The organism is Bradyrhizobium sp. BR2003 (assembly GCF_009720285.1).
Classification (GTDB): Bacteria; Pseudomonadota; Alphaproteobacteria; order Rhizobiales; family Xanthobacteraceae; genus Bradyrhizobium; species Bradyrhizobium elkanii.
Map to the genome: position 1 here is coordinate 70,826 of NZ_SMYJ01000016.1, position 20,211 is coordinate 91,036.

General features: G+C 64.5%; 18 protein-coding genes and 2 pseudogenes. 14 read left to right on the forward strand and 6 right to left on the reverse strand.

The window, feature by feature from the left end; all coding sequences use genetic code 11:
- Positions 1–71 precede the first annotated feature (71 nt).
- Positions 72–758, reverse strand: coding sequence for a hypothetical protein (locus E2I15_RS11320; protein ID WP_137477197.1), 687 nt, complete (start codon positions 756–758; stop codon positions 72–74).
- A gap of 710 nt (positions 759–1,468) precedes the next feature.
- Positions 1,469–1,814: pseudogene (locus tag E2I15_RS11325) on the reverse strand (VOC family protein); the annotation flags it as partial.
- A 266-nt stretch (positions 1,815–2,080) separates the two neighbouring features.
- Here E2I15_RS11325 and bfr point away from each other — a divergent pair.
- The 4 genes from bfr to E2I15_RS11345 all read left to right on the forward strand — a co-directional run bounded on the left by bfr (position 2,081) and on the right by E2I15_RS11345 (position 5,667).
- On the forward strand, positions 2,081–2,563 hold the full coding sequence (gene bfr / locus E2I15_RS11330; protein ID WP_137477198.1) for a bacterioferritin: 483 nt from the start codon (positions 2,081–2,083) through the stop codon (positions 2,561–2,563).
- Between the two features lie 338 nt (positions 2,564–2,901).
- Entirely contained in the window at positions 2,902–3,957 is a 1,056-nt protein-coding gene (gene ftsZ, locus E2I15_RS11335; RefSeq protein WP_016843076.1) for a cell division protein FtsZ, read from the forward strand.
- A 424-nt stretch (positions 3,958–4,381) separates the two neighbouring features.
- Positions 4,382–5,383, forward strand: coding sequence for a tryptophan--tRNA ligase (trpS, locus tag E2I15_RS11340; protein WP_137477199.1), 1,002 nt, complete (start codon positions 4,382–4,384; stop codon positions 5,381–5,383).
- An 83-nt stretch (positions 5,384–5,466) separates the two neighbouring features.
- The gene (locus tag E2I15_RS11345) at positions 5,467–5,667 is read left to right on the forward strand and encodes a hypothetical protein (protein ID WP_137477200.1); all 201 of its coding nucleotides are present in this window, start codon (positions 5,467–5,469) and stop codon (positions 5,665–5,667) included.
- An 11-nt stretch (positions 5,668–5,678) separates the two neighbouring features.
- On the opposite strand, the pseudogene E2I15_RS11350 reads toward E2I15_RS11345, so the two are convergent.
- The 3 genes and pseudogenes from E2I15_RS11350 to E2I15_RS11360 form a co-directional block, all read right to left on the reverse strand.
- Positions 5,679–6,516 (reverse strand): annotated as a pseudogene (locus E2I15_RS11350) (aldose 1-epimerase family protein).
- Between the two features lie 111 nt (positions 6,517–6,627).
- Complete coding sequence (locus E2I15_RS11355) at positions 6,628–7,395, reverse strand: enoyl-CoA hydratase-related protein (RefSeq protein ID WP_137477201.1); 768 nt, start codon at positions 7,393–7,395, stop codon at positions 6,628–6,630.
- A gap of 77 nt (positions 7,396–7,472) precedes the next feature.
- Positions 7,473–7,907 (reverse strand): MarR family winged helix-turn-helix transcriptional regulator, encoded by a 435-nt coding sequence (locus E2I15_RS11360; protein WP_016843070.1) that lies wholly within the window; start codon positions 7,905–7,907, stop codon positions 7,473–7,475.
- A gap of 292 nt (positions 7,908–8,199) precedes the next feature.
- Between E2I15_RS11360 and E2I15_RS11365 the strand changes: the two genes are divergently transcribed.
- The 8 genes from E2I15_RS11365 (at position 8,200) to E2I15_RS11400 (ending at position 16,679) form a co-directional block, all read left to right on the forward strand.
- Positions 8,200–9,099 carry a CHAD domain-containing protein gene (locus tag E2I15_RS11365; protein ID WP_246667940.1) on the forward strand — a complete coding sequence of 300 codons (900 nt, stop codon included), beginning with the start codon at positions 8,200–8,202 and terminating at the stop codon, positions 9,097–9,099.
- A 165-nt stretch (positions 9,100–9,264) separates the two neighbouring features.
- Positions 9,265–9,537 (forward strand): helix-turn-helix domain-containing protein, encoded by a 273-nt coding sequence (locus tag E2I15_RS11370; RefSeq protein ID WP_170991419.1) that lies wholly within the window; start codon positions 9,265–9,267, stop codon positions 9,535–9,537.
- Complete coding sequence (hyfB, locus tag E2I15_RS11375) at positions 9,534–11,549, forward strand: hydrogenase 4 subunit B (protein WP_155262327.1); 2,016 nt, start codon at positions 9,534–9,536, stop codon at positions 11,547–11,549. The genes E2I15_RS11370 and hyfB overlap by 4 nt, the downstream gene beginning before the upstream one ends.
- On the forward strand, positions 11,540–12,496 hold the full coding sequence (locus tag E2I15_RS11380; RefSeq protein ID WP_137477203.1) for a respiratory chain complex I subunit 1 family protein: 957 nt from the start codon (positions 11,540–11,542) through the stop codon (positions 12,494–12,496). The genes hyfB and E2I15_RS11380 overlap by 10 nt, the downstream gene beginning before the upstream one ends.
- Positions 12,496–13,158, forward strand: a complete 663-nt coding sequence (locus E2I15_RS11385; protein ID WP_137477204.1) for a hydrogenase-4 component E — start codon at positions 12,496–12,498, stop codon at positions 13,156–13,158. Before E2I15_RS11380 ends, E2I15_RS11385 begins: the two co-directional genes overlap by 1 nt.
- Positions 13,155–14,603: a hydrogenase 4 subunit F gene (locus E2I15_RS11390; RefSeq protein WP_137477205.1), complete on the forward strand. Its 1,449-nt coding sequence runs from the start codon at positions 13,155–13,157 to the stop codon at positions 14,601–14,603. The genes E2I15_RS11385 and E2I15_RS11390 overlap by 4 nt, the downstream gene beginning before the upstream one ends.
- Before the next feature lie 18 nt (positions 14,604–14,621).
- Entirely contained in the window at positions 14,622–16,133 is a 1,512-nt protein-coding gene (locus tag E2I15_RS11395; RefSeq protein WP_137477206.1) for a hydrogenase large subunit, read from the forward strand.
- A gap of 12 nt (positions 16,134–16,145) precedes the next feature.
- Complete coding sequence (locus E2I15_RS11400) at positions 16,146–16,679, forward strand: NADH-quinone oxidoreductase subunit B family protein (protein WP_137477207.1); 534 nt, start codon at positions 16,146–16,148, stop codon at positions 16,677–16,679.
- A gap of 49 nt (positions 16,680–16,728) precedes the next feature.
- On the opposite strand, the gene E2I15_RS11405 is transcribed toward E2I15_RS11400, so the two are convergent.
- Complete coding sequence (locus E2I15_RS11405; protein ID WP_028339466.1) at positions 16,729–17,739, reverse strand: LacI family DNA-binding transcriptional regulator; 1,011 nt, start codon at positions 17,737–17,739, stop codon at positions 16,729–16,731.
- Positions 17,740–17,848: 109 nt separating this feature from the next.
- On the opposite strand from E2I15_RS11405, the gene E2I15_RS11410 reads away from it, so the two are divergent.
- Together E2I15_RS11410 and E2I15_RS11415 are read left to right on the forward strand one after the other, a co-directional pair.
- Positions 17,849–18,721 carry a phytanoyl-CoA dioxygenase family protein gene (locus E2I15_RS11410; protein ID WP_137477208.1) on the forward strand — a complete coding sequence of 291 codons (873 nt, stop codon included), beginning with the start codon at positions 17,849–17,851 and terminating at the stop codon, positions 18,719–18,721.
- Between the two features lie 141 nt (positions 18,722–18,862).
- A complete protein-coding gene (locus E2I15_RS11415; RefSeq protein ID WP_137477209.1) occupies positions 18,863–20,209 on the forward strand; it encodes an MFS transporter in 1,347 nt (448 codons plus the stop codon).
- The last annotated feature ends 2 nt before the right edge of the window (positions 20,210–20,211 follow it).

Genomic DNA, 20,211 nt, shown 5'->3' on the forward strand with positions numbered 1-20,211 from the left:
AACGGGCTCTCGATGCTTGTTTTGACGCGTTTTCTTCACGCGAACCGGTATCCACTTCGCTCGAAAGCGCTCTAGGATGGCCGTTCGACGAAGGCGACGGTCTTGTTGCTATAGGTCCATATCGCGCCGTCGCGTTTGCTGATCCCGAGAAAGGCGGTCTTTGTACCGGCATATTTCATGTCCCGATTGCCCCCGTCGATGCCATAGGCCCACGGGTCGAGGCACAGAAACTCGGTGATCTTGCCGTCGACTCCCGATGTGCGGTGGCCGACGATGCCCACATAATGGGCGCCGCCGAGGGAAGCCCGCACCGGTACCTTGTTTTCGAGATTCTTGATTGTCCAATCCACCGCTTTGCCGGGATCGCGGCCCGCGCTCACCTGGTCGCGTCCGGTCGGCTCGGCCATTTTCCAGCCCATGTAGCGGACAAACACGATCTTGATGATCGAACCGCACCAATATTCATTGTTCACTGCCTTGAGGAAACCGTCATTGTTCTGGTTCCAAGGCAGCTTGCTCTTCTTGTAGTTTTGCATCGACGCGTCAGCGGTCGCCGCCAGGGTGGGAAGGGTGTGCAGCTGTTCATCCACCAGCATTTCATAGACGCGATGGCGGCTGTCCAATTCGTCGCCGGCGTCCTGATTGCTGTAGAATTTGCGATAGGCGGTGGGTGCCTTGGCCGCCGTCGTGACGGAGTGGAAATAGTGCCAGATTAAATCGGTTTTCCACGAGGGATCGCGGACATGGGTGTCGGACATGGAGAGGGTCCATATAGGGCATTCGGCTGCGGCAGCTTCGCGGTCTGGTCCCGCTTGCGGTCGGACCAGCCGCGCTGAATGGTTAGTCCCCGCTGGATCGATGACGGTTCAACGCGGACTTGGTGACGCCCAATCGCGTCCTGGCAGGAACATGACGCATGAACGAATCTCGGTCTCCTGTTGTGCATCGCATGAGCCGGGGCTTGGCCCGAACCGAAGGTCGCTTCAACCATCACAATGTCGGCTCGATGGTACGGATCGGACCTTCCTGTTCTGGCGCAGGCGGCTCAAAAAGCCCCGCCAAGGAGCGCTTTGGTCGCGATGCGCCCGAAAGCGCACGCGTTACTTTGAGTTTTGTCGTTCGTGACCCCAAGGTCGGTTGCCCCCGAACTATCTGCAGCTGCCGACGGCGCACAGCCATATTGCCTCCGTCGAACGGCGGATAAGCCACCGCGTCCTGTAATGGTAGCGCGCGAACCAGCCATCTGAAGCGGATCCAACCGATGAGTCCCCGTCATCCGCACTTTGACAGCATCTTTTGGAGTATTGCCTCAACCGGCTGCGGCGAAATCGCAAGTTCGACAAGGCCAGGCGACGACACGGTATCGATCTCCATCAGCTCCACCTGATTGCGCGTGAGAATCGGGTCCGGGAGTATTTCGAAAGCCCATGCCAGGGCGTGCCAACGGCGAGCGGGATCGGGACCAAGATGGGCGAGCGAAACTGAGTTCGTGGCCGTCGGGGTCAGCTAGGTGGAAGAAGCGCTCACCCCCATTCGGCATCGCGGGGCACAGTCGCCGGCTGGTAACCCACCGCGAGCGCGCGTTCGTAAAGTACGTCAACATCGGTGACGTAGAAGATGACCCGACCTCGCCAGGACCAGCGTCGTTCGGCAGGTTGGTCGATGAGGTTGAGGTAGCTCGGATCTGCTCGAAAGCTAGTGAACGACGACCATTCGCCGCCATGCAGGACCTCAAAGCCCAGGGCTCGGTAGAATCGGACAGCTCGTGGCATGTCACGGGTGCCCAGCGTGAGCGCGCTTATCCTCTCGATCATGGCCAAAAAACTCCCCTGTTCTACCTCCCAACGCTTTCTTGAAGTCGCGGCGCGGAGGTTAACCTCTCATGTGCGTCGAACGGCGAGCAAGTCAACGCAGGCGCCCCTTTCCTTGCGTCGCCGCTCACGGCGAGCGGTAGATGCCCCAAAACTGCTCGAACCGAAAGCTCTGACGCTCTAAGCTCTCCATGGCGTCGGCCAAACATCAAGTCCAGGCGCCCACACAACCAATCGATCCCGGTGGCACCCGCGAAAAGGAGCGGAGCATGAAGGGCGATAAGGACGTTATCGAACACCTCAACAAAGCGCTGCGCCACGAGCTCACCGCCGTGAACCAGTACTGGCTGCACTACCGCCTCCTCGACAATTGGGCCTACAAGATGCTGGCCAAGGCGTGGCGCAAGGAATCGATTGAAGAAATGCAACACGCAGACAAGCTCATCGAACGCATCATCTTCCTCGATGGATCTCCCAATATGCAGACGCTGGAATCCCTCCATATCGGGAAGACCGTGAAGGCCGTGCTCGATAGCGACTTGCAAGCCGAATTGTCGGCGTACTCCCTCTACGCTGAAGCTGCGACCCAGTGCCATCAGGTCAAGGACTACGTGACACGGGATATGTTTGAGCAACTCATGCACGATGAGGAAGAGCATATCGATTTTCTGGAAACCCAGATCGAACTCGTCGCGAGGATCGGCCTCGAGCTATATGCCCAGCGTCATATCGGAGAGCTCGACAAGGACTAAAGTGCAAACGACTGCTTTCGGCCCAAATCGGACACCGCGGCGGCGCGGAATTATGACCGCTGCTCGCCCGTTAGGAATTCGTTAACCATCGCGGCCTAGCCTAACCTCATAGCCTGGTCATCATCAGCCGATTGCCGCTCGGTTCGTTCCAGGAACAGCCAGTGTCCGCCAAGACGCTGACATGCCGCTGACATGCCGCGCCAGGTGCGCGCCTGAAAATCTCGCCAGTGGCCGCTCGTCGCTCGCTAAGCGACTGCGCTTGCCGCGCTCACTTTAGGAGCAAAATCCTGGTGTATAGCTCTCATTCCCCAGCTCGGCAGAGCAATTGTGAGGCAAGAATGACCGATATTTGCGAGATGAAGGCGCGCATTACCGTGTTTGGGGTCGGCGGCGCCGGTGGCAATGCAGTCAACAACATGATCGCGGCCGGGCTGCAAGGCGTCGACTTCATCGTCGCCAATACCGATGCACAGGCGCTTACCATGTCGAAGGCCGAGCGACTCATCCAGATGGGCACGCGGGTGACGGAAGGTCTTGGCGCTGGCTCGCATCCTGAAGTGGGGCGCGCCGCAGCCGAAGAAACGATCGACGCGATCCGCGATTCTTTGACCGGCGCACACATGGTGTTCGTTACTGCCGGCATGGGCGGCGGTACGGGCACCGGCGCAGCGCCCATTATCGCCAAGACCGCGCGCGAGCTTGGCATTCTCACCATCGGTGTAGTCACAAAGCCATTCCACTTCGAGGGCCAGCGCCGCATGCGCCTTGCCGAGGCCGGCATCGCGGAACTACTGAAGGTGGTAGATACTCTGCTGATCATCCCAAACCAGAACCTATTCCGGGTGGCTAACGAAAAGACCACGTTCTCCAATGCTTTCGTGTTGGCCGATCAGGTGCTTTATTCGGGTGTGGCCTGCATCAGCGACCTCATAGTCAAGGAAGGTCTGATCAACCTCGATTTTGCCGACGTTCTCGCCGTAATGCGGGAGAAGGGCAAGGCCATGATGGGCAGAGGCGAGGCTTCCGGCGCAAACCGCGTGGTCACCGCCGCCGTAGCCGCGATTTCAAATCCATTGATCGAGGACCCCTCGATCAAGCGTGCCAGCGGCCTCATCATTTCCATTACTGGCGGCAAGGACCTGATGTTATTCGAGGTCGACGAAGCTGCTACTCGCATTCGCGACGAGGCCGACCAGGACGCCAACATCATCATTGGCGCATCGTTTGATGAAAGCCTGGAGGGTATCGTCCGCGTCTCGGTAGTGGCGACCGGCATCGATAATCTTGACCCGGCACCCCACGCGCAACCAGCGGAAAGCTCACTTACAGAGCTCGCCGGCAGGCTGCGCAACGACAGCCGTCAGGTCGCCGAATCGAGCGCAGTACACCGCTGACCGACGCGCACCGCATCGGCGCGTCGGTCCAGTGCGCGCAATAAAGGAGCGTTTCGGTATCGACCTTGGCTACTCCGAGTCCATGAACGCCGGGCACTCGGCAATTTCCGCTCCTGGCCCGAAGGCGAGGTGCCGCGTTGTCCGCTCCCGCGCCGCTGTTGAAGGCAGACGTCAGGTGGCTGGCTCGCAGCAACCGACTTTATGAAAACGCACCCTGGCTATGCCGTCTTGACCGGATCGCTTGATTGCCTTAGGCCTCACCCATGAACCGCTCGATCCTGATCGCCAATCTCTGGTGGCTCGCCGACTGACAGGCGGGCCGAACGCGTTTATGCATTTCGGGGCCGCCGCATTGGGCGGCCTTTTTCTTTCACTTCATCCGGCCCGCATGCGGTGTCCCCATTCCACCGAATGGAGACAAGCCGTGACCAAACCGATTATCCTCACCGGCGACCGCACCACCGGGCCGCTGCATCTCGGCCATTACGTCGGCTCGCTCAGAAGCCGCCTCGCGTTTCAGGACAGTCACGAGCAGTTCCTGCTGCTCGCCGACATGCAGGCGCTGACCGACAACGCGCACGACATCGGCAAGGTCCGCGGCAACGTCATCGAGGTCGCGCTGGACTATCTCGCCGTCGGCATCGATCCCGAACGAACCTCGATCTGCCTGCAGTCGCAGCTTCCGGCGCTCGCGGAATTGTCGATGCTCTATCTCAGCCTCGTCACCGTCGCACGGCTGGAGCGCAATCCCACTATCAAGGAGGAGATCCGCGCCCGCGGATTCGGACGCGACATCCCGGCGGGCTTCCTGTGCTACCCGGTGGCGCAGGCCGCCGACATCACCGCGTTTCGGGCCACCGTCGTGCCGGTCGGCGACGACCAGGCTCCCCTGATCGAGCAGACCAACGAGATCGTCAGGCGCGTCAACGCGCTCGCCGGTCGTGCGCTCCTGCAGGAGGCGGTTGCCGTCATACCGCGCGCGGGGCGGCTGCCGGGCGTCGACGGGCGCGCCAAGATGAGCAAGTCCGCCGGCAATGCGATCGCTCTCTCGGCCTCGCCCGGTGACATCTCGGCCGCGGTGCGTGCGATGTTCACCGATCCCGATCATCTGCGCGTCGCCGACCCCGGTAAGATCGAGGGCAATGTCGTCTTCAGCTATCTCGACGCGTTCGATGACGATCACGACGCCGTCGAGGCATTGAAGGCGCGCTATCGGCGCGGCGGTCTCGGCGACGCAGCCGTCAAGCGGCGGCTGGAGGACATCCTGCAAGCCCTGATCGCACCGATCCGGGTCCGGCGCGCCGAGCTGGCGACCGATCGCAACTACGTCGTCGACGTGATCAGACGCGGAACCCGAAAAGCGCGCGAGATCACCGAGCGCACCAGGCGCGATGTGATGACGGGACTCGGCGTGTTCCAGCTCTGAATGCGCCGTCATCAAACCATGGCAGGAACTGTGCTTGCCTGTAACAGTTGTCCGCTTGGCGAAAACCGGATTTGGAGCTTGTCGTGATCGATCCGAAAACGCTTCTCGAACGCGCCGCACAATTGACCGATCAGGCCAAGGGCGAAGAAGACGGCGGCATCCGCGAGCGGCTGCTGCGCATGGCCGAGCATTACCGCGACCTGGCCGCGCATGAGGCCTGGGCGAACGAGAACCCGCCATCGGTCGGCGCGATCACCAGTGCGCTCAGCCCCCGCGCCCATTGACCTGTGCTTCGTCAGCTCACGCGAATGCGATAGCCCAGTGACTGCCGCGCGCCCGGCGCGATGTGCATGAGGCCGGGCTTGCCGGCGAACTCGCCGTCGAATTCGACCGGGCTGGCAAAGCCGTGCCACGGCTCGATGCAAAGGAACGCCGCGCCGCCGAGCTTCGACCAGATGCCGAGTTCGCGAAAGCCGCGCCACGACACCTCGATCGCGGGCCCCTCCGCAGCAGCAAGGCGAACCGATGCGCTCGCAACCTGATCGAGGATCATGGCGTCGTCATCGAACAACTGCTCCGACAACGCCAGCACTCTGCCCTTGATCGGACTCGGCTCGGCCTGCGGCCGCATCAGTCCTTCCGTCAGCCGCCGGATCGGCGCCTGCTCATCCTTCTCGAAGGTGCAGCGGCCAGTTGAAGGCGGGATGACCGCCGAGCGAAGCCGGTAGCGTCTCGGCGCCGGTGTTGACGATGTCGAAGGCGACATCGAGATCGGCGCCATCAACGCTATAGGTGACCTCGAGCCTGAACGCGAAGGGATAGCGCGCACGCGTCTCGGCATCGTCGGTGAGCGCGAGCTTGCAGGATCGCGGCCCCTGCTCCGCCCAGGCAAAGCGGCGATCCCGCGCGAAGCCGTGCTGCGTCATCGGATAGGTCTTGCCGTTGTGGCGCAGCGTATCGTTCTTCAACCGGCCGACGATCGGGAACAGGATGGGAGCATGGCGCGGCCATTGCGGACCGGCCTGCCACAACAGTTCGGTGCCCTCGGCATTTCCGAGCGACGACAATTCGGCGCCCTGCGCCAAAATGGTCGCGGCGATTCCGTCGCCGCGCAGCGTGTGACTGTCGCTCATGCCTCGCCTCGCCGGGTTGCGCCATGCCCCGACAGCAGATGTTCGAAGCCGGCGAAGCCGTCAACCCCAAAGCAAGGGGGCCGCCCTTGCGTGGCGGCCCACGCTCCGGGCCTAGCCGGCAATCTTGGAGAAATCGGGCTGGCGGCGCTCGGCAAAGGCGGCAAAGGCCTCGCGTGCTTCCGCGCTCATCAGCCGTTCCTGGAAGATTTCACCCTCGCGCGCCATTTGCGCGCTGATCCTGGCGGGGTCGCGCATCAGCGCCTTGGTATGCTGAAGCGAGCCGAACGGCCGCTTCGCCAGCGCGTCCGCCGCCGCGCGCGCCTTGGCGCGCAGCTCCGCAAGCGGCACGACCGCGTTGGCGAGGCCGATCGAGACCGCAGTCTCCGCCTCGACCGGTTCGCCGAGCGCGAACATCGCATAGGCCCGCGCATAGCCGACGCGCTGCGGCAGCAGATAGGTCGAAGCCGCCTCCGGCACCAGCGCCAGATTGACGAACGGCGTGATCAGCCGCGCGGTCGGCGCGAGATAGACGAGGTCGCAATGCAGCAGCATGGTGGTGCCGATGCCGACCGCATTGCCCTGCACGGCGGCAATAAGCGGCCGCGCCGCCTTGGCCAGGGCGGCGAGGAAGCGCGTCACGTGGCGCTCGCCCTGCACGCCGCGCGACACCGCCGCGAAGTCGGCGAGATCGTTGCCCGCGGTAAAGCTGTCGCCGTCGCCCTGCAGCAGCACGGCGCGGATCGCGGAATCGCCCTCAGCGCGCTCGAGCGCGTCGGCCATCGCGCCATACATCGCATTGGTGATCGCGTTCTTCTTGTCCGGGCGCGCCATCGTCACGGTGAGGACACCGCCGTCCAGCGCTACGACCACTTCACTCATGCTTCACTCCTGTTGCTTGCTTCCTGTTTGACCCGTCTTCTTCACGCGAACCGGTCCCCACTTCGCTTGAAGACGCTCTAGCTGTCCTTGTCTTTCGGAAACTTGTCTTGCAGGCTGGTCAGCCAACGCGCCACCACATCGATTTCAGCGTCCGAGAACCCGTCCATCAGACGGTTGTTGATCACCCTCGTCCGCGTTGCGGCGCGTTTGCCGAGCTCCTGCCCCGCCGCGGTCAGATAGAGCCGCTGGCTGCGCCCATCCTCGCCATCGCGCCGGCGCTTCACGAGGCCTGCACGTTCCATCCGGTCGGCGAGCCCGCTCATCGCCGACGGCACGATGTCGAGCGCCTGCGAGACGTCGCCGATCAGCGCGCCGTCATTGCGCCCGAGAGAGAACAGCACGCCGGCCTGGGCCGAGGTCAGATCGTGGGCGGCCGTCTCCTGATCGATGGCGCGCTGCAACCGGCGATAGGCCACGGTCAGAAGAAAGATCAGCCGATGTTCCGCTTTCATAACGTCGTTATATATTTCGTACGCGAAATATCAAGATATTTCGTGCACGAAATATCCGGCTATCGGCGGAGAGCCGTCATTTGCGTCCGGCGGCCTCAGAACCCCGCACTCACCCAAACAGCACGGCTCGGCCGGAACAAGCCCTTCCCATCGGCGCAACTGCGACATTTTGATCCCGCCGCCCGATCGTTGCGCTGCAGCTCGGCAGAAAACCCTTGATCGATGTCGATCAAACGGGAAGTCTTTGCATCCGGGAGCCGCGTTGCGGCCCTAGCGGGGTCACGAGAGTGTCATGACGTTAGCGGCAAGTCTGGACAGGGAGCGCGTTGTCCGCCCGAAGCGGGCACGCCATCTCAGCGAAGCCATGCGTTGCGAGACCGCCTTTCGCCTGATCCTGTCCGAATGCCTCGAAGAAGTCGCGACCAATCACGAGGCCTTGAGTTCCGGCGATCCGGCCGCGCTCCATCAGACCCGCATTGCACTGACACGGCTGAAAGCCGCGATCGCGTTCTACGGCCCGATGGTGGCGGATAGCGAGTGGACGCGACTGAAATCAGAACTGAAATGGCTGAGCGCACATCTCGGCGCAACGCGCGACCTCGACGTCGCGATCGAGAACAGCAAGGGCTTGCCCGAAGAACGCATGCTCCAGACGGCGCGAACCGATGCGTTCGACGCCCTCAGGGAGGCGTTGCAAAGCGACCGCTACTGGCAGTGGTTCGATGGCATGTGGGACTGGGTCGGCAGCGGCCCCTGGACCACGCGGCAGGATCCCCGTGCCGCGCAACGGCGCGCCGTGCCGGTGTCGGTCTTTCACGCGCGACGGCTGGCGCGGTGGCATGGCAAGCTGTGCCAGAAGAGCCGCGGGCTGCAAGGGATGGGCAAGAACAAGCGGCACCGCGTCCGTCTCGCCAGCAAGCGGCTGCGCTACGCCATCGAGTTCTCGGAGGGCGGCTTGCCCCCCGACGAATACGCGTCATGGCGGATCATCCTGAAGCATCTGCGCAAGGGCCAACAACTGCTCGGTGAATTGAACGACGACGAGGTGCGTCGCGGTTTGCTCGAGAGTGTCGATGCACCCGCGCAGCGCGCCCACGAGCGCAAGGCCAAGCACCAGCGCGTCCACGAGCGGAAGCGCAAGAGCCGGCTGCTGCGCCGCGCCGCGGCGGTCTATCGAAAAATCTCCAGCTGAGCGCGTCAGCGCAACTTCGTCGGCGCGGCAGACGCGGCTCGCGTCAATGACCACGCCTATGAATGATGTATAAAACATCAATTATTGTCCTTGTGCCATTATTACTTGATGTGCATAAATGACATTCAAATAGACGCGACTCCTCACATCGACGGCCATCAATCGATGATCACCGCGGCGCAGCTACGAGCGGCCCGAGCCTTGCTTGGCATCGACCAACGGCAACTCGCCGAGCTGTCCGGACTTTCGGTGCCAACCATCCAGCGCATGGAGGCGAGCGAAGCGACCATTCGCGGCAACGTCGACTCGCTCGTGAAACTGATCGACGCGCTCGGCACGGCCGGCGTCGAGGTCATCAACGAGGGCGCCGTCAGCAGCGGCGGCGGCCGCGGGGTGCGATTGAAGGCCGGATCAGGCTCACCGAAGGTGCCGACATGATCCCGGCGGTCACCCAGCAGATCTGGTGTGTAGCCGCGCTGCTGGGAACGACCGCTCTCGCGATTGCTACGCGCCGATCGCGTCTATCGACAGCCATCGTCTACGGCACGACCTTTGCGATTTCGCTGGTCGGATTGGCCGGAGCCCTGTTCGCGCTGATCGCCCGCACCGGCGCGACGGAACTGATACTGCCGGTCGGCTTGCCATGGCTGGGATCGCACTTCCGCCTCGATGCGCTCGCCGCGTTCTTTCTCGTCGTGGTCAATCTCGGCGGTGCGGCCGCAAGTCTTTATGGCCTCGGTTACGGCATCCACGAATCCGCGCCGCAGCGCATCCTTCCGTTTTTCCCGGCGTTCCTGGCAGGGATGAATCTCGTCGTGCTCGCCGACGATGCGTTCACCTACCTCTTGTGCTGGGAATTCATGTCGCTCGCCTCGTGGGCGCTCGTCATGGCGCATCACCGTGACGCAGAGAATGCCCGCGCAGGCTACGTCTATCTCGTGATGGCAAGCTTCGGGACGCTGGCTCTGTTGCTTGCCTTCGGCCTGCTGGCGGGAGCCGGCGGCAGCTACAGCTTTGCGGCCATCCGCGCCGCCCAGCACACCCCGTCCGAGGCCGCATTGGTGCTCGCGCTGATGCTGCTCGGCGCCGGGTCGAAAGCCGGCCTGATCCCGTTGCACGTGTGGCTGCCGCTGGCTCATCCGGCGGCGCCGAGCCATGTCTCGGCGCTGATGAGCGGCGTGATGACCAAGGTCGCGATCTACGGATTCATCCGGGTCGTGTTCGATCTGCTCGGGCCGCCGAACTGGTCGGCGGGTGTCGCGGTTCTCATCCTTGGCGGCGCGACCGCCGTCATGGGGATCCTCTACGCGCTAATGGAGAAGGATCTCAAGCGCCTGCTCGCCTACAGCACGATCGAGAACATCGGCGTGATCTTCGCAAGCCTCGGCCTTGCGCTGGCATTTCAGGCGAACGGCCTTGGCCTCGCGGCGGCCCTCGCCTTCACGGCCGCATTGTTCCACGTGCTGAACCATTCGTTCTTCAAGAGCCTGCTGTTCTTCGGGGCCGGCGCGGTGCTGACATCGACCGGCGAACGCGACATGGAGAAGCTGGGCGGCCTGATCCACCGCATGCCGCTCACGAGCTTCGTCTTTCTGGTCGGCTGTGTCGCGATCTCGGCGCTGCCGCCGTTCAACGGGTTCGTGTCGGAATGGCTGATGTTCCAGGCCGTCCTGCAGAGCCCCGACCTGCCGCAATGGCTGCTGAAGATCATGGTGCCCGCGGTCGGCGCCTTGCTGGCGCTGGCCGCGGCGCTCGCCGCCGCATGCTTCGTCAAGGCCTTCGGAATCACATTTCTCGGCCGCGCGCGGAGCCCGGCCGCGGAAGCCGCCGGCGAGGTCGATCGCTATTCGCTCGCCGCGATGTTCAGCCTCGCCGTGCTCTGCTTCCTCGCCGGCATCCTGCCCGGCCTGGTGATCGACGCGCTGTCGCCGGTTGCGCAGGCCGTGATCGGCCACCGGATGCCGGTTCAGGCGGACGATCCCTGGCTCTCGATCGTGCCGATCGAGGAGAGCCGCAGTTCCTACAACGGATTGCTCGTCTTTGTTTTCATCACCGCCGCGGCGTCGCTCGCGGTGTACTTCATCCATCGCTTTGCGTCGCGCGCGATCCGGCGCGGACCGGCCTGGGGTTGCGGCTTCGCCGATCCGACACCGGCGGCGCAGTATTCCGGCGTAAGCTTCGTGCAGCCGATCCGCCGCGTCTTCGGCACGCTGGTTTTCCAGGCCCGCGAGCGTGTCGACATGCCCGCGCCGGGCGAACTGCGGCCGGCCCGCCTCACGGTCGATATGCACGACCTGGTCTGGGAGCGGCTCTACACACCCGTGGCTGAAGTGGTGTGGTTCTTCGCCGATCGGCTGAACCAGCTCCAGTTTCTGACCATCCGCCGCTACCTCAGCCTGGTGTTCGCAACCCTCGTCACATTGCTGCTGGCGCTCGCGATATGGTCGTGATCTCGGACATTCTCGTTCAACTGGGCCAGATGGCGCTTGTGCTGCTGCTCGCGCCGCTCCTGACCGGCGTCGTGCGCAAGATCAAGGCTCGCCTGTTGCGCCGGAAAGGGCCGTCGATCTTCCAGCCCTACCGCGATCTGCTGCGGCTGCTGCGCAAGGAGGTCGTGCTCGCCGAAAACGCGTCCTGGCTGTTCCGTGTCACGCCCTATGTGACGTTCGCGGCCATCTGGGTCGCGGCGGCGCTGGTCCCGACATTCGCGACCGGCCTGCAATTCAACTGGAGCGCCGACCTGATCGCGATCGTCGCCCTGCTCGGCAGCGCGCGCTTCTTCCTCGCGCTTGCCGGCATGGACGTCGGCACCAGCTTCGGCGGCATCGGCTCCAGCCGCGAGGTGATGATCGCCGCACTCGCTGAACCGGCGATGCTGTTGATGGTGTTCTGCGTCGCGCTGATTGCCGGCTCGACGCAGCTGTCGACGGTCGCGACCTTCATGGCGTCGTCGGAAGTCGGACTGCGCGTCTCGCTCGGCATGGCGATAATCGCCCTCATCATGGTGGCGCTCGCCGAAAACGCGCGCATCCCGGTCGACAACCCGGCGACGCATCTGGAGCTGACCATGGTGCACGAGGCGATGATCCTCGAATATTCCGGGCGTCACCTCGCCATGATCGAGTTCGGCGCCTTCCTCAAGCTGCTGCTCTACATCTCCCTGATCATCTGCGTGTTCTTCCCGTGGCAGATCACCACGGAAGGCGCGGGGCCGCTGTCCTATCTGGTGAGCGTTGCCGCCTACATCCTCAAGCTTGCGGTCGCGAGCTTCCTGCTTGCCGTGTTCGAGACCGCGACGGCCAAGATGCGGGTGTTCCGCGTCCCCGAATTCCTCGGCGCAGCGCTGATGCTCGGCCTGCTCGGCACGCTGCTTCGGTTCGTGTCACGGGGCTTCTGATGCACAACCTCGCCTTCGACATCGCCCATCTGCTCGCCGGCGGGCTAGTGCTGATCAGCTTGATGATGCTGTACCAGGACCGCCTGTATGCGCTGCTGAACATATTCGCACTTCATGCCGTGGTGCTCGCAGCTTCGGTCGCCTGGCAGGCCTTCATCCAGAATGCGCCGCATCTCTACGTGACCGCAGCCATCGCACTGGTCTTCAAGGCGATCGTCATCCCGGTGGCGTTGCATCGGATCATCAAGCAGCTCGGCATTCATCGCGATATCGAGACCGCGGTGAGTATCGGTCCGACCATGCTTGCGGGCATGGGGCTCGTCGCGCTGTCCATGGTGCTGATGCTGCGCGTCACCGGCGCGGCCGATCCGCTGGCGCGGGAAGACCTCGCCTTCGCGCTGTCGGTGGTGCTGCTGGGATTGCTCGTCATGGTGACGCGGCGCAACGCCGTCAGCCAGGTCGTCGGCTTCATGTCGCTGGAAAACGGCCTGGTGCTGGCCGCGACCGGCGCCAAGGGCATGCCGCTCGTCGTGGAGATCAGCGTCGCCTTCTCGATCCTGATCGCGTTCATCGTGATCGGCGTGTTCCTGTTCCGCATTCGCGAACGGTTCGACACCGTCGACGTCGGCGCGCTCGATGAATTCAGGGGGGAACGGCGATGACTGCCGCGTCGGATGCCGTCACCTGGGTTCTGTTGATACCGATCATCGCCGCGGCGGTGCTGGCCGCGCTGCCCGGCTACCGCTTGACCGCGGGTCTCAATATCGTGGCCAGTCTCGGCACCTTGCTGGCCGCGCTTTCGCTGCTCGTGGTCGAGCGCCCGCAGCCCGGCCAGTACCTGCTGATCGACGATCTCAACATCGTCTTCATCGTGCTCAACACCTTCGTGGGATTCACCACGAGCGTGTTCAGCGCAAGCTATATCGCCCATGAACTCGAGACCGGGCGGCTGACGCCGGGCTATCTGAGATTCTACCATGCCATGTATCAGGTGATGATGTTCGGCATGAACCTCGCATTCGTGTCGAACAATATCGGCCTGATCTGGGTCGCGGTCGAGGTCGCCACGCTCACCACCGTGCTGATGGTCGGCATCTACCGGACCCACGCGGCGCTGGAAGCGGCCTGGAAATACTTCATCCTCGGCAGCGTCGGCATCGCGCTGGCGCTGTTCGGCACGATCCTGGTGTACATGGCCGCGCTGCCGGTGGTCGGCGAGGGTCAGGACGCCATGGTGTGGACGGTGCTGATCAGCCGTGCGGCGACCTTCGACCCGGCGTTGCTCAACGTCGCCTTCATCTTCCTGCTGCTCGGATACGGCACCAAGGTCGGCCTGGCGCCGCTGCACGCCTGGCTTCCGGATGCGCACGCCGAGGGCCCGACCCCGATCTCCGCCGTGCTCTCCGGCCTGCTGCTCAACGTCGCGCTGTACGCGGTGCTGCGCTTCAAGATCCTGCTCGCCGCCAATCCGGATGCGATATCGCCCGGGCCGCTGATGGTGACGATGGGGCTGACCTCGCTGCTGTTCGCGGCCTTCATGCTTTACCGCCGCCGCGACATCAAGCGGCTGTTCGCCTACTCCTCGATCGAGCACATGGGCATCATCGTGTTTGCGTTCGGCATGGGTGGCCCGCTCGCCAACTTTGCCGGCCTGCTGCACATGGTGATGCACAGCCTCACCAAGTCGGGGATCTTCTACGCGGTCGGCCACATTGCACAGGTGAAGGGCACGCAGCGGATCGCCAACATTCGCGGCCTGACCGAGTCGCATCCGGCGCTCGGCTGGAGTCTCGTGATCGGCGTGGTCGCGATCGCCGGCCTGCCGCCGCTCGGTATCTTCATGAGCGAATTTCTCATCGTCAGCTCCACCTTCGCGCGCCAGCCGCTGCTCGCCATCCCGCTGGTGTTCGGCCTGCTGCTTGCGTTCGGCGCGCTGATCCTGCGCCTTACCAGCCTTGCGTTCGGCGAGCCACGCGGCAATGCCGCGCCGGCGGATGCGTCCTATCTGCCGATGTTCGCGCATTTCGCGCTGGTGCTGACTGCGGGCATCTACCTTCCGGGACCGCTGGTCGTCTGGTTCCAGCACGTCGCCAACCTGTTGGGCTAGCGCGAGGGAGAACGGGATATGCCGAGGTTGATCGATCTGATCCGGGCGGGCCACAGGATCGAACGGCATCATCCATGGCCGCGCGCCGTGGTGGACGGCGATACCTGGCGCACCGCCGCTCACGCATTTGCGGATGGCGGCCTCAGCCTGCTCGGGCTGTGGGGTGAGCCGTCGCGCGTGCACCTGGCCATCCTCGACGATCGCACGTCCGATATCGGCGTGATCAGCCTGGATTGTCCCGATCGCCAATTCCCTTCGGTTGCGGCCTATCATCTGCCGGCGCTTCGATTGGAGCGCACCCTCCACGACCTCTTCGGATTGCAGGCCACAGGCACACCGGATCCCCGCCCCTGGCTCGATCATGGTCGTTGGCAAACGCGTTTCCCGCTGGGCGAACGTCGCGATGCATCAGCGGACGCAGCGCCTTATGAATTCCTCCCGGCCGAGGGCGACAGCCTGCATCAGATCGCGGTCGGTCCGGTGCATGCCGGCATCATCGAGCCCGGGCATTTCCGCTTTACCGCGAGCGGAGAGACGGTGGTCCGCCTCGAGCAGCGGCTCGGCTACACCCACAAAGGTGTCGAAGGGCTGATGACAGGCAGCACGATCGAGCAGGCCGCGCGGCTTGCCGGCCGGGTCTCCGGCGACAGCACGGTCGCCTACGGGCTGGCATTCGCGCAAGCCGTCGAGGCCGCGCAGCGGATTGCCGTGCCGCCGCGCGCGCTGTTGCTGCGCGCGCTGATGGCCGAGCTCGAGCGACTGGCCAATCATCTCGGCGATATCGGCGCGATCTGCAACGATGCGTCATTTGCGCTGATGCAGGCGCATTGCGCCGTGCTGCGCGAATCCGTGCTGCGCGCGGCCGACGCAGCATTCGGCCACCGCCTGATGCGAGACCTCGTCGTTCCCGGCGGCGTCGCGCGCGATATCGCCGGCGATGGAGCCGACGCAATCCGGGCCGTACTCGACCGAATCCGCCGGCATTTCCCCGCGCTGGTCGAGCTCTATGACAACACCGCCTCGTTGCAGGACCGCACCGTCAGCACCGGCATCGTGGCCCCCGCACTCGCAAAGCAATTCGCCGCCGGTGGCTATGTCGGGCGTGCGAGCGGCCGCGACCATGACGCCCGACGCAGGCCCGGCTATCTCCCCTATGATGGCCTGCGCTTCGAAGTCCCCGTCCTCGGCGACGGCGACGTCAACGCCCGGGTCTGGATCCGGATCCGCGAGGTTGAGCAGAGTCTCGCGCTGGCGTACCAGATCCTCATTGGCCTCGAGGCCGGCCCGGTGAAAGTGCCGCTGCACGGTGCGGCAGAGCCTTGCGAAGGCATGGCCCTCGTCGAAGGTTTCCGCGGCGACATCCTGGCCTGGCTGCGCCTGAACGGCGATCGGATCGAGCGATGCCATCTGCGCGATCCGTCATGGTTTCAGTGGCCGCTGCTCGAGGCGGCCATCGAAGGCAACATCGTGGCGGACTTCCCGCTCTGCAATAAGTCGTTCAACTGCTCCTATTCGGGGCAGGATCTCTGAGGGCTTGAGGCGATGCGCAAACTTCTGTTCCAGAGCCTGTTTCGCCAGCCATTGACGGAGCAGGCGCCGCGCCCGGACGATGCTGCGCTCGCGGAGCTCGCGACCATGGTCGGCCGCACCGCACGACGACGTCTCGGCCGCAGTCTCTCGATCCGCGAGGTCGATGCAGGCTCGTGCAACGGATGCGAGCTGGAAATTCACGCGTTGAGCAATGCGTATTACGACGTCGAACGGTTTGGAATCCGGTTTGTCGCCTCGCCCCGTCACGCCGACGTGCTGCTGGTCACGGGTCCGGTCACGAAGAACATGCGCGAGGCGCTGGAGCGCACATACCGTGCGACGCCGGATCCCAAATGGGTTGTCGCTGCGGGCGATTGCGCAAGGGATGGCGGATGCTTCGCCGGCAGCTACGCGGTGGTTGGCGGAGTCTCCGCGGTTGTTCCGGTCGATCTCCACATTCCGGGTTGCCCGCCTTCGCCGATCGCCATCCTGCGTGGCCTCGTGAGCTTGCTCGAGGCGGTCGATTCCGGGGTCGCGGCAAGGTGAAGGCACGGAAAGAAGCAAGCACTTCCGCGCGCACCGTTGGCGAGGCGCGCTAGCCGCTGTCGCGCAGCACCAGTTCGAAGCCGAGATCGACGCGGCGCTCGCCGCCGCGCTCCAGCGTCAGCGTCGCGGCGGTGCGGCCGATCGCGTCGCCATGCACGCTGATCGTGCTCAGGGTCGGCGAGATCAACTGGCCCATTTCGAGATCCCCAAGCCCGATCACGGCGACCGGTTGCGCCGATGCAGGCCCGTCGCGCAGCAGCCCAGCCTTGCGCAGCCCGGACATGAAGCCGATCGCATGCGCATCGTTGGCGGCGAACACCGCGTCGACATCAGGCAGGCGGGCATGCGCCGCCACGCTGCCGGAATCCTTGCGGTCCAGGATCAACCGGCGCGGCTCGGCAAGGCCGCTGGCCAGTGCCTCGTCCCTGAAGCCGAACCAGCGGCGCGTTCCGCGCGGATCGTCGCCGCCGATGAAGGCGAGCTGCTTGCGGCCCTGCGCGACCAGATGCTTCGCGACGGCGACACCGGCCTTGTAATTGTCGAAGCCCGCGACCGCGTCGATCGGGTTTGCCGGCAGATCCCAGGTCTCGACGATCGGAATGCGCGCATTGCGCAGCAGCCGGCTGCCCTCCTCGGTCGCCGGCGAGCCGACCATGATGATCGCCTCGGGCCGCCGCGACAGCAGCGCCGCCAGCATGCGGTCCTCGCGCGCCGCGTCATAGCGCGACTGCGCCAGGATCACGGAGAAGCCGAGCGGCTCGAGCTTGTCGGAGAGGCCCTGCACGGTGTCGGCGAAGATCGCGTTGGCGATGGTCGGCACCAGCACGCCGACAGAATTGGTCCGCGCGCTCGCCAGCGCGCCCGCCACCAGGTTCGGGACATAGCCGAGGTCGCGCATCGCCCGTTCGACCCGCGCCCGGGTCTCCGGGGCAACCAGGTCGGGCATCCGCACCACCCGGCTCACCGTGATCGAGGAGACGCCAGCGCGCTTGGCCACCTCTGAAAGGGTGGGCGCGGCACCGGCCGGGCCGGTCCCGGGGGCGGTCAGTTCGGAGCTCATGGGCCGGAGCCTGCCCGATTCCGGGTTGCCAAGCCATGATGTTAGCGCTAGCATCGCCTCATGTTAGCGCTAACATGAAGCAGAATGGAACAATAAAGGGAGAAACGGGATGATTTCGGACGAACAGGCCCAGGCTTACAAGCGCGACGGGGTGATCGTGGTGCCCGAGGTGCTCAACCAGGAGACCCTAGGCAAGGTGCGCACGGTACTCGCCGAGCTGGTGGCCGGTGCCGCCAGTGTGAGCGAGCACACCGATGTCTACGATCTCGAGCCGGGCCATACGCCGGAGACCCCGCGCGTCCGCCGCATCAAGGCGCCGCACAAGGTGCACCCGATCTTCGACGAGATCGTCCGCAGCCCGGCCGTGATCTCGATCCTGACCAAGCTGATCGGCCCCGGCCTTCGCCTGCACGGCTCCAAGCTCAACATGAAGTCGGCGCAATACGGCTCGCCGGTCGAGTGGCATCAGGACTGGGCGTTCTATCCGCACACCAATGACGACATCCTCGCGATCGGCGTACTGCTCGACGATTGCGATATCGAGAACGGTCCGATGCTGGTGACGCCCGGATCGCACACCGGCGACACGATGTGGGATCATCACGGCGAGGACGGCCACTTCGCCGGCCTGATCGATCCGGACCAGATCGCGGACGACATCGAGCGCGCGGTGCCCTGCATGGGCAAGGCCGGCAGCATGTCGTTCCATCACGTGCGCGCGCTGCACGGCTCGGCGACCAACACGTCGAACCGGCCGCGCAACCTGCTGCTCTATGAAGTGGCTGCCAGCGACGCCTGGCCGCTGATGGGCGTGAAGGACTTCGACGAGTTCAACAGCCGCCTGCTGGCGGGTCCGCCGGTGGTCGCGCCGCGGCTCACCGATGTGCCGGTGCGCATGCCACTGCCGCCGGCGAAACGGCAGGGATCGATCTACGAGACACAATCGGCGTCGAAGAAATCCTACTTCACGCGCGCTGCCTGAGACCTGAGACAGTGCCCGCGGCCAGGCCGCGGGCATTGCTGCTTTCACGAGCACGATCCCCCGCGACAAACGCGGAATGCGTTTGCGCGGAGATCGCGCTCGATCAAGACGACCATAAAAACAGACATAACGGGGAAACGAATGACCGAGATGGCAAGAGATGGCGCTCGCACATCGCGCCTGCGTGTGATCCTGGCCGCAAGCATCGGCTCCGCGCTCGAATGGTACGACTTCTTCCTCTACGGCACCGCAGCGGCGCTGGTGTTCGGCGAGCTGTTCTTTCCGAAGAGCGATCCGGTGGTCGGCACGCTGTTGTCGTTCCTGACCTTCGGCGTCGGCTTCGTGGTGCGGCCGTTCGGCGGCCTGCTGTTCGGCATCCTCGGCGATCGCTATGGCCGCAAGCCGGTGCTGGTCGCGACCCTCCTGATGATCGGCATCGGCACCACCGCGATCGGCTTCCTGCCGACTTATGGGCAGATCGGGATCTGGGCGCCGCTGCTGCTGGTGGCGATGCGTGTCATCCAGGGCCTCGGCGCCGGCGCCGAATATGGCGGCGCGGTGATCTACCTGGTCGAGAACGCACCGCCGAAGCATCGCGGCTTCTGGGGCGGCTTCGCGCCGCTCGGCGTCTCCGTCGGCAATCTGCTCGCCGCCGGCGCCTTCGCGCTGGTGACCATGCTGCCGCGCGAGGATTTGATGAGCTGGGGCTGGCGCCTGCCCTTCCTGGCAAGCTTCCTGCTGATCGTCGTCGGCATCTTCGTCCGCATGCGCATCACCGAGACGCCGGTCTACACCGAGGCGGTGGTCGCGCGCGGCAAGGTCGAGAGCAATCCGGCGATGGAGGCGTTGCGCCGGCACCCGCGCAACTTCTTCGTCGTGCTCGGCGCCCGCATGGCCGAGAACGGGCTCGGCTATTTCTTTCCGGTGTTTGGCCTCAGCTACGTGATCACAACGCTCGGCGTGCCCAAGGCGGAGGCGCTCAGCGCCTTGATGCTGGCATTCACGGTCGAGCTGTTCGCGATCCTCGGCTTTGCGGCGTTGTCCGACCGGATCGGACGGCGGCCGGTCTACATGTTCGGCGCGCTCGCCGGCGTGGCGCTCGCCTTCCCGTTCTTCTGGATGGTCGGCACCAGGGAATGGATCATGATCGCGCTCGCCTTCATCCTGGCGCGCGCCGTGGTGACGGCGGCGATGTTCGGGCCGCAGGCGGCGTATTTCGCCGAGCTGTTCCCGCCGCAACGCCGCTTCGCCGGCTTTGCCTTCGCGCGCGAACTCGGCTCGCTGCTGTCGGGCGGTCCGGCGCCGTTCGTCGCCACCGCACTGGTGGCAGCCTATGGCACCTGGTGGCCGGTCGCCTGCTACGCGATGTTCCTGTCGGCCTGCACCGTGATTGCGATCTGGATCGGGCCCGAGACCTACCAGGAAAACATCGCCGCCGACGCGAGCGAACAGGCCGAGCTGTCCACGGCGATCCCCGCGCGGGCCTGACC

Excerpts from the sequence above, each read along its gene's own strand:
- bfr (WP_137477198.1), top strand. The coding sequence starts at position 2,081 with ATGAAGGGCGATAAGGACGTTATCGAACACCTCAACAAAGCGCTGCGC.
- E2I15_RS11370 (WP_170991419.1), top strand. The coding sequence starts at position 9,265 with ATGATCACCGCGGCGCAGCTACGAGCGGCCCGAGCCTTGCTTGGCATC.
- E2I15_RS11390 (WP_137477205.1), top strand. The coding sequence starts at position 13,155 with ATGACTGCCGCGTCGGATGCCGTCACCTGGGTTCTGTTGATACCGATC.
- E2I15_RS11395 (WP_137477206.1), top strand. The coding sequence starts at position 14,622 with ATGCCGAGGTTGATCGATCTGATCCGGGCGGGCCACAGGATCGAACGG.
- E2I15_RS11320 (WP_137477197.1), bottom strand. The coding sequence starts at position 758 with ATGTCCGACACCCATGTCCGCGATCCCTCGTGGAAAACCGATTTAATC.
- E2I15_RS11385 (WP_137477204.1), top strand. The coding sequence starts at position 12,496 with ATGCACAACCTCGCCTTCGACATCGCCCATCTGCTCGCCGGCGGGCTA.
- E2I15_RS11415 (WP_137477209.1), top strand. The coding sequence starts at position 18,863 with ATGACCGAGATGGCAAGAGATGGCGCTCGCACATCGCGCCTGCGTGTG.
- E2I15_RS11410 (WP_137477208.1), top strand. The coding sequence starts at position 17,849 with ATGATTTCGGACGAACAGGCCCAGGCTTACAAGCGCGACGGGGTGATC.
- E2I15_RS11400 (WP_137477207.1), top strand. The coding sequence starts at position 16,146 with ATGCGCAAACTTCTGTTCCAGAGCCTGTTTCGCCAGCCATTGACGGAG.
- E2I15_RS11380 (WP_137477203.1), top strand. The coding sequence starts at position 11,540 with ATGGTCGTGATCTCGGACATTCTCGTTCAACTGGGCCAGATGGCGCTT.
- E2I15_RS11365 (WP_246667940.1), top strand. The coding sequence starts at position 8,200 with ATGACGTTAGCGGCAAGTCTGGACAGGGAGCGCGTTGTCCGCCCGAAG.
- E2I15_RS11360 (WP_016843070.1), bottom strand. The coding sequence starts at position 7,907 with ATGAAAGCGGAACATCGGCTGATCTTTCTTCTGACCGTGGCCTATCGC.
- hyfB (WP_155262327.1), top strand. The coding sequence starts at position 9,534 with ATGATCCCGGCGGTCACCCAGCAGATCTGGTGTGTAGCCGCGCTGCTG.
- E2I15_RS11355 (WP_137477201.1), bottom strand. The coding sequence starts at position 7,395 with ATGAGTGAAGTGGTCGTAGCGCTGGACGGCGGTGTCCTCACCGTGACG.
- ftsZ (WP_016843076.1), top strand. The coding sequence starts at position 2,902 with ATGACCGATATTTGCGAGATGAAGGCGCGCATTACCGTGTTTGGGGTC.
- E2I15_RS11405 (WP_028339466.1), bottom strand. The coding sequence starts at position 17,739 with ATGAGCTCCGAACTGACCGCCCCCGGGACCGGCCCGGCCGGTGCCGCG.